Consider the following 9,361-nt stretch of genomic DNA (forward strand, 5'->3'; position numbering starts at 1 on the left):
CACGTCTGTCGCTGTGCAGGTAGGCGATACGGTTAACGGCGTGGAAGTAACGGCCGACCGTGCGAGCCTGCTGGACGCGCTGGCGCATAAGCTGGCCGCGCTGGACGTTATTGCCCAGGCAGACACCAACGCTAACGGCGTGCGCATCACCGGGGAGCTGAATCAGGCCTTTACGCTGGGTCAGCTGAGCCTGACCGAAACCCGTGACAGTGATGTCACCGCGGATTTCCTGGATATTGCGGCGCTGGTAACAGCGGCCGGCAACTCCCTGGCGCAAGTCAGCACCCTTGGCTTTACCACCTTTATTGATGGCGCGAAATATAAGCTCGATCTGTCCGCTGTTACCGATAACGATAACGGCGACGCCGAGGTGTATCCGGCGGCCAGCTATTTCGTGACGGCAGATAGCAACGGTGATTTCGACTCGCTCCAAACCATTCTGGAAGAATTCAGGACGCAGATTGTTGCTGATCATGCCCTGTTTGACGCCGCCGATCTGGACGTCGCGCAGGCAGCAAACGGTGCCTGGCAGCTGACGCTGACGGCCAACGCTGAGAACCAGGCTTATACGCTGGAAGCCAGCGTGCGCGAGCCACAGACAGTCAACACCCAGTCATGGGGCACGCCGATACAGCAGGCGGATGCTAATCAGCCACAGCAGAATCTGATCAACTTCTACGGCAGCTTTGACGCGACGCACGTCTACGAAGTCACCGTTGATGGCGCCACGGCGCGTGTGTATGGCAGTGACGTCACGTTCGCCCCGGGTGATGCTGTAACTGCCGGCACGTTCACTGACCTTGGCACAGAGCTTGTCAAACTGCTTGCCGATGAAGGTATCACCGCAACTGCTGACACCAACGCCGGGTTGGCCCTGACCCTTGAAAAAGGCAACAACGAGGCGTTCAGCGTCGATAACGTCAACGTGCTCGATGGCACTGACACTGGCCTAGCCATCAAAGATGGCTACTGGAGCAATGCCTCACGCTTTGATGTGCCCCTGCAGGACGCCGATGGCGGCGACCCGCAAATCAGCGAGGTGCGTTTCACTGAGTTGCAGCCGCAGCCCGAACGTGCCTATACACTGGTAATTAAAGGCACTTCCTACACCGCCAGCGGCGAAACCGAGCAGGACGCCGGCGGCGCAGTGGACGCTACCCGTACACAAACCGCAGGCCAGCCCGTTATCTGGGAGGTTATCTTTGCCGATCAGTTAGCGGATGCCATTTCTGAAGGCCGCACCTATACGCTGGCGCTGGAAGCCAGCGTTGACGGTGAAACAGTCAGCGAGGGATATTCGCTGGCACCGCAAACCGACGATACCTGGGAAGGGCTGCTCACTCAGCTGGCAGGCTTTATGGGTGAATCCAAGCTGGTCACGGCGAGTGCGGATGCCGCTACCCGCAAGCTGACGTTGACCGGCCTGGCCAATGATCTGACCATCAGCCTGGATGCAGCAGCGGTCACGACCAAGACCGCCACCTGGAATGACATTGCCGCCGACCTGCAGGCGCAAATCAATGCGAATATTGCCGGGCTTACAATCACCGCCGTGGATGCCGATAACGCCAACGACCTGCGCGCCGGACTGCGGTTGCAAAACGCCGACGCTTTCAATTTGAGTGATGCACTGAGCCAGGATTCAACGCTGGCACCTATCGACATAACACAGATTTCCGGCACCAGCGCCACCGAAGTGCGAAGCATCAGCTTTAATGCGCTTGATGTTGCACCCAAGGACCGTTTCAGCCTCGCCGTTGGCTCTAACAGCGACAACACCACGGCCTACACTTACACCGCCACCACCGGCGATACGCTGGCCATTGTACTGGCAGGGTTGCGCGATGCGACCAATGCAGACACTGCGTTGTCTGTAACGGCCACTGTTAGCGGCAATCAACTAGTATTCACTGCGGATCAACCGAATACCGGCTTCTTTGTCGGTGAGGTTCAGGTAATACGTGAGGTGGTCACGGATATTTCCAGCCGTTTGAGCAGCGCCCGGATCAGTGAGGCCGGCAGTGAACAGGTTCAAATATCTACGGTCGCCTTCTCCGGCGATACCAGCAGCGAGATCCAGTATGTCGTTAGCATCACTAGCGGAGTCGCTACTGAGACCTACACGGCTCAGCCGGGTATTGATGGGGTGACTGCCACCTGGACGTCAGTGATCGATTCCCTGATCACGCAAATTAATGCAGGAACGGCGACAACGGCTGAAAAGGAAGGCGCCAGTGGCCTGAGACTGACCGCAAACGCGACCAATACACCTTTCACACTGACAGCCTCTACCGAGAACACGGCCATTACCTCCGGCACGTCGTTGCCCACGGTGGAAGGCGATTTCGTACTGACGATTCCTGAACTGCCAGAGGGCACCGTGTTTAACGGCATGATCGCCACCGGTAGCCTCAGTGTGGTGGCATTGCCGACTGTTGCGGGGCAGGCGTTGAACCTGACCGCGCAGAATGGCGATCTGGTGGTCGTCGAATCACTTAACATCGGTAGCGGTAGTATGGTTCTGAACGCACCTAACGGAGGCATTGCGCTAGGTGGTCAGGTCACCGCCAACACCCTGACAGCTACCGTACTGAATAACTTCACCCTTAATGCCGATATCAACCGTCTAGCGGTGACGTTCACTGGCAGCGGTGATTTAACCCTGAACCAGAGCAGCACCGATACGCTGACCATTTCGGAACTGGATCTGGCTGGTGGTGATGTGTTGCTTAACGTGGTCGGTAATGTGGTGATTGAATCGCTGACCGGTAGCGGTGGTGACCTGGTAATCAATACACAGGGCAGCGTCACCTTTGGCAGTGGTGTTAACGGTAGCCTGGATAGCGTCACCATTGTGGCCGGTGGTGATGTGACCGGGTCGATCAATGCAGACCGATTGAGCCTGGTGACTGATGGTATTGTGAATCTGGCGAATACCGGCGCGCTGAACATTACCCGGCTGGATAGCCAAGGTAAGGCAATAACCCTCTCTGCCACCGATGCGTTGACAGTGGATACCGAGCTGACGTTGGCTGATAACGCGGCTTTGTCCCTTAAGACCACAGCCGGGGCAATTACGCTGAATCAAGCGATCACCAGCGACGGTGGCACCGTCACTATCGAGGCGGCAAACGGCTTGAGCCTGAGCGGTCTTGCCGATATTACCTCAAGCTCCGGAGCCTTGACCCTGGATGCCGGCAGTGGCGCGCTGACTATTAACACTCAGGCACACGTGCAGGCTGGCAGCGGGCAGATTAGCTTACTAGCCGGTGGTGATATTACGTTGAGCAAGCTGCGTAGCAGTGCCAACACGTTAGTGATTACCAGTGGTGGTGCCCTGCTTGATGCTGGTGATAGCGTGGCGGATATCGACGCGGGCAATGCCACGTTGGTGATCGGTGCGGTAGACGGGGTGGGGCATGCCACCATCGGCGGTGGTACTCTGGAAATCAACGTAGCCAAGCTTGATCTGGCCAATACCGGCAGCGGCGATATCTGGCTGGAAAACGTTGGCGAGCTTGAGATCCAGCGGCTCGATCAGCAGGCTGGCGGCTCCGTTAGTGTCAGTACGCTGGATGGCGCGATTATCATCGGTACGGCAGCTAGCAGCACAGGCCTAAATGCCACTAGTGGACAGGTTAACCTCTACGCTGGCGGCGATAGCGCCAACGTGCGCCTGAATCAGGATATCGTGACCACCGGCGGTGGCGTAATGGTGACTGCCGAAGACGGTGACCTGACGCTAGCAGCCGGCATTCGTGTCGCTGGGGAAGGCAATATTGTTCTGCGCACCCCGGCGGGATCAGTGCTAGTGGATGCGCTCTACAGCGGTTGGCGGATGGACGGTGCCGCTTTTGATGCCAACATCGATTGGGCGATGCGGCGTGGCAAGTTTGTGGTTAATCAGGCCAGTGGCGAAATTCGTACCGCTAAGGTCGAACCCTATGAAGTGCCCAACCATATCGCTAATAATCAGGTGTTGCGCGCCTCTGACGGGCCTTATTTGCAAACGCAAGGCAGCCTAAATATTGCTGCGCAAGGTCGTGTCGGTCAGCAGGTTAACGGCTTCCTGTTTAGCCCGCTGGCGCTTGTGGTGGACGCGTCACAGATCAACGTTAACAGCAGTCAACGTGAGACCGTTAAGATCATTGCCACGGGGGATGTCACGGTAGTGCAAGACGGTAATGTTTCTGGCTCACGTGGTGGCTCGACGGATATCTCGAGCCTGAGCGGTAGCCAGACGATTTCCGCACCCGTGGATGCCGGCGGTGAAAATATCACTATTATCAGCGATAGCGCAGAAATCAGCGAGGACCTACGCAGTACCGGCGCGATCCTCAGTATTCGGCCGATTGATAGCACGCGACCGATTATTCTGGGTGATGTCCTTAGAAGCAGCGAGGATACCTTGCACTTGGGACTTGAGGAACTCGATCGCATTCAGCCCGGATTCAGTCAAGTTGTGATCGGGGATGATAGCGGTAGCTATGCCATCCATATCGGCGACCGCGACACCGTCCAGACAGTGATCACGCGTAATAACTTAGTCATTAGTAATCCGCAGTCCGGCGGCCATACTTATATCAATCAGGATCTGGTAGCGCTGAACGGCTCCAGCATCATCATGTTCGGCTCGGGCAATACTACCGACTGGGCGGCTAACGTGGCCGCGGAAGGCAACCTGACGATCAATGACTCCATCCTGGTCGATGGTGACGTAGGTGCGATCTCCGGCGCACGCTTGGTGACCGTTGACGACAGCACCGGCTTCAACGTCGGCGACCTGGTCTTCCAGGGTACTGACCTGGCCAACAGCACTTCTCAGGCTATCGTGCATCAGGTGTCCGGCACGATGGTTTTCCTCGACGATATCAGCGGTGCCTTCAACGTGGGCGAGCTGCTTAAGGTCGATGGGGAAGCCACGAGTAGTAATGTTTCGGCGGTATCGCTCAATAATAGCGGCAGCATCACCCTGGGCTCGCTGAACAACATCCATGGATTGAATGCCAAGGACGGAGCTGTCAGCAGCAACCTGGATCTGAAAGCCAATGATGGCAATATCACTATCAACGCCTCTGTGGGAGATAGTGAACCGCTTTCCGGGCTGAATATCACCGACGCGCTTGATGTAACCTTTAATAAGTCCGTGAATATCAATGGTGACTTGGTCATTAATGCCAGCGGTAAGGTCACCTTTAACGCGGACCTAGTGCTGTCGGGCAATCTGATTGTCAAGGGTGCGGATCGCATCTTCTTCAGTAATGACATTGAAGTCAGCGTTGGCAACGGCAAGACCATTTACCTGCAGGCAGATACCCTTGATTTGCCCAAGTCTGAGAAGTCGATGACCGCAGGTAATGGAACACTGATCATCGAAACCACCACCCTGAACCGTGCTATTAATCTTGCTGGGCCAGTTAGCAATAATAACAACGACGTGTTGGAAATCTCCAATACGGATCTGGCGGCCCTGAACCCCGGTTTTGAACGCATCATTATCGGCCGCGAAGTAGATGGTAAAGCAGAGAGCGGGGCCGGTAACGTGCGTATCGGTGCGACTGGTGACCCGGAGGCGTATACCTTCCGCGACGCTATCGAAATCTACGGTGGCAACATCACTGTGGAAGATTATATCGCCCAAGGCCGGTTGTTGTGGTCATTGAATGATATGTCGCTGATTGCTGAAAAAAATATTGTTCTGAAAAACGGTGTGATGGTTGAGACGCGTCCGAGCATTACATCTGGAAACACCCTGACACTGTTCTCGGAAAAAGGCCGGGTTGTACAGGAAAATTCGCTGAATACACCCATAAGCGAAGCGCTGCGCGCTGACAACCTCAAGGTGCAAGCCGCAGAAGGCATTAGCTTATTGTGGACCGAAATGAATACCCTGACCGCCGTCAATACTGGAAGTCAGGGCGACATTCGTATTCACACCCAGGCTAACAGCACGTTCGCGATTGACGGTGACCTCAATATCCTGAGCGCACGCCAGACGCATAGCGAGGGCGAAGGCTCTATTAGTCTGAGTACCGAGTTGGGCAACATTGCCCTGAGCGCAGCCGGCAATACGGCTGTTCTGAGTGGTACCACACGGGCTGCCAATAATATTGTTGCTGACACGGCCACTGACCTGGATACCCAGACGCTAATCGTTGCGAGTAGTGGAATTACTACCGAAGGAAGTGGTGCCATCACCCTGGTGGCCTCGACCACGGCGAACCAGTCGGGCGATGACCCGGTGGCGCTGAAAGTTGCCGATGACGGCAAAACCCTGGCGCTTGCCGCTACGGTGCGCTCTACCACTGGTGCAATCACATTGCTGGCCGATGGCAAGATCAGCAACACCGCCACGGGAATTATTGAAAATACCGGCCTGGGTACCATTGATATCACCTCGAACGCTGGCGGTATCGAGCAGGGTGGAAATATCCTCTCTGCTGGCGGGCAGATCGAGCTGACGGCCAGTTCTGCCAATGGCTATATCCAGATGGATGCGGAGGCGCTTACGGACGCCAGCATCGGTGGCACGACCACCGGTTCCATTACGCTTGTGGCGGGCAATGACATAACCCTGGCGCGCCTTAATGCGGTTGATGCCATCGAGCTGACCGCTGATGCTAATGACAGCGGCATCGGTGCGATTCAGTCGGTTGCTGGCTTCAGCAGTGCATACCGCCATTTGGCGGGCGAAACCACCATAGTCACGCTTAGCGCAGGCACGGGCATCGGCACTGCTGCCACGGCCCTGACAACCACCATTGCCGGCCTGACGGCTACCAACAGTGTCTCCGGCGGCCTGTATTTGCATGAAGACACGGATCTTGAGGTGCTGGAAGCAGACGGAATCAGCCTTGCCGGTACCGGCGGCGATGCCGTGCTGCGCCTGCTTAATGGCAGCCTGACCATCAGCGGCGATATCAATCTGACTGGCGGCAGCGGCAACCTCCTGCTGGAAGCGCTCAATGACGGCCGCACGGCCGATATCATTGTACAGGCCAACATTAACAGTACTCGCGGCAGCATTAGCGTGCTGGCAGATGACGCCATTACGCTAAGCAATGGCAGTGATCAAATCGAAATCCGCACAGCCGCTGCAGAACAAACGATTGAGCTGCTGGCTAGTGGCGGAGCGCTTGCCATGAGCAGCGCCGCTCGTCTGCAAACTAACCAAGGTAATATCCGTGCCCAGGCTGGCACCAACATTACCTTAGGCCTGCTGGATGCTCGCAGTGTGAGCGATCGCAACGGCAACGGTGTGCTCACTCATCAGGCAAGCTGGGGGAACATTAGCTTGATCGCGGGCACGGCTATCATCGATGCGGCGAGCGACGGCGACAGCGCGGTTGATCTATTCGCTAACAGCCTGCGTATGGAAGCTGGCACCGCAATCGGTATCAGTGCCAACTCGATTGAAACCGAAGCCCTGACGCTGGCGGCCAGAGCGGCTAACGGTGCCATCTTCATCACTGAGGCAACGGCGCTTACCCTGGGTAGCGTAGCGGATGTGACGGTGAATCGGGTGTCAACTGACGGCACAACGGTTGCCACGCCGGCTGGAGTTAATGTTGCGGATAACCTGAACGGTCTTGCCATCACCAACGGCAATCACGATTTAGTGTTGATCAGTAATACTGGCAAGCTGACAGTAGCCGACGCTGTCTCGGTCAGCGGTAGCGGCAATATTCGTATCGAGGCCGAAGATGGCGGTTTAGAGATTCAACAGGCGATAACCACTGGCAGCGGGCATATCAGCCTGCTGGCAGCGGGTAGCATGGATTTTGCCGCCGCGGGGGACATCACGACCGGTGCAGAGGGTGCCAGTAGCACCCTCGACATTGAAGTCACCGGAGCAGACAGTGCCATTACCATGGCCGCTGATACGCAACTGCAGACCAATGGCGGCAACCTGCGTTTGGCAGCCACCGGCGATATACAGCTTGGTCTGCTGGATGCGCGCACGGCCACTGATCGCGGTGCGCAAACGCTTGCTGATCAGGCCAACTGGGGTGACATCAGCCTTGTCACCACCGGCGGTTCGATCATCGACGCTGGCGCTGAAGCCAACATCATCGTGGATATCTATGCCAATAGGCTGCGGCTGCAGGCGGCCACGGCCATTGGCGAGGCTGCGACGCACCTCAATATCGAAGTGGCCCAGCTCAGTGCACTGGCCACGGCGGGCGCGCTCCATATCACCGAGCAGACAGCGCTGAATATTGCCAGCACCGCGGTCACGGTCAACCGTGTCAAGGCCGATGGCAGCATTATCGGTTCCATCGTTACCGACGGGCCACAGAATGATGTGACCAGTGGCAGCGACCTGGCCCTGGTACTGATTGACGGTGCCCTGGTGCTGGATTCAACCGGCGCAATTAACGCGGCCGGCAACCTGTTGTTGCAAGCCGGTGGTGCAGGAAATGACCTGACCATCAACGCTGCAGTTACCAACAGCGCTGGCCATACCTCGTTGCAGGCTGGTCGCGACATTCTGGTGAATGCCGATATCAGCGCCACAGCAGACGGCAAAACGCTGGATCTGTTGGCCGGGCGTGATGTTGCTATGGCGGATGGCACAAGCATTACTTCCGCCAACGGAGATATCCGCCTTGACGCTACGGCGGGTGGTATCACCAGCGAGCTACTGAACGCCGGTACCGCTAACCTGGCCCTGCTGGCGGGCACCAGTATTGCTGATCGTGACGGTGCTAGCCTGATCACGGCGAACAGTCTGCTGCTGAACGCTGGCACGCTGATTGGCAGCGCCGCTAATGTGCTGAATGCCGCAGTGAATACGCTGACGGCCACGTCAGCGGGTGATCAGTTCATCACCGAGACCGATGGCCTGACGGTGGACAGCGTTACAGTCAGTGCTCAGCGCGTTGGCAGTACCGCCCTGGATGCGGATCTGACTGCGATGACTGATGCCCAGGAAGATCTGGGCACCACGGCTGACGGCACCATCGTGCTGACCGTCACCACCGGTAATCTGGTGGTGAACGCGGGCACGGCGGCAACCGATGCGATCTCGGCAGCCGGTACAGGCAACGTTCGCCTTGAGGCCGTGACTGGCAATCTGAGCCTGAATGCGGGGCTCAACGCGGGCAGCGGTAACGTCACCCTGCTGGCCTCTGGTGATCTGTCGCAGGCCGCGGCGGGTGATATCACGACCACCAGCGGTGATATTGATATTGAGGCCGGTGGCAATGCCACCATGACCGACGGTGCAAGCAGCACGACCACCGATGGCAATATTCGCTACAACATCACCGGCAGCCTGCTTCTGGGCAGCCTGAGTAGCACCAATGGCCACGTCAGCCTGATTGCCGACAGCATCACCGATAGCGGTGCTGCCGGTAAT

Annotated in this window: 1 protein-coding gene (running past one end of the window); it reads left to right on the forward strand. The window is 57.2% G+C overall.

All coding sequences use genetic code 11. The features are described from left to right. Positions 1–9,361 carry part of the coding region annotated (locus ELY33_RS07330) for an LEPR-XLL domain-containing protein (protein WP_167470056.1) on the forward strand (this coding region is incomplete at its 3' end). The annotated region extends 23,972 nt beyond the left edge of the window, so 9,361 of the 33,333 annotated nt are shown.

The sequence above is a fragment of the Vreelandella andesensis genome (genome assembly GCF_003989795.1).
Taxonomy (GTDB): Bacteria; Pseudomonadota; Gammaproteobacteria; order Pseudomonadales; family Halomonadaceae; genus Vreelandella; species Vreelandella andesensis.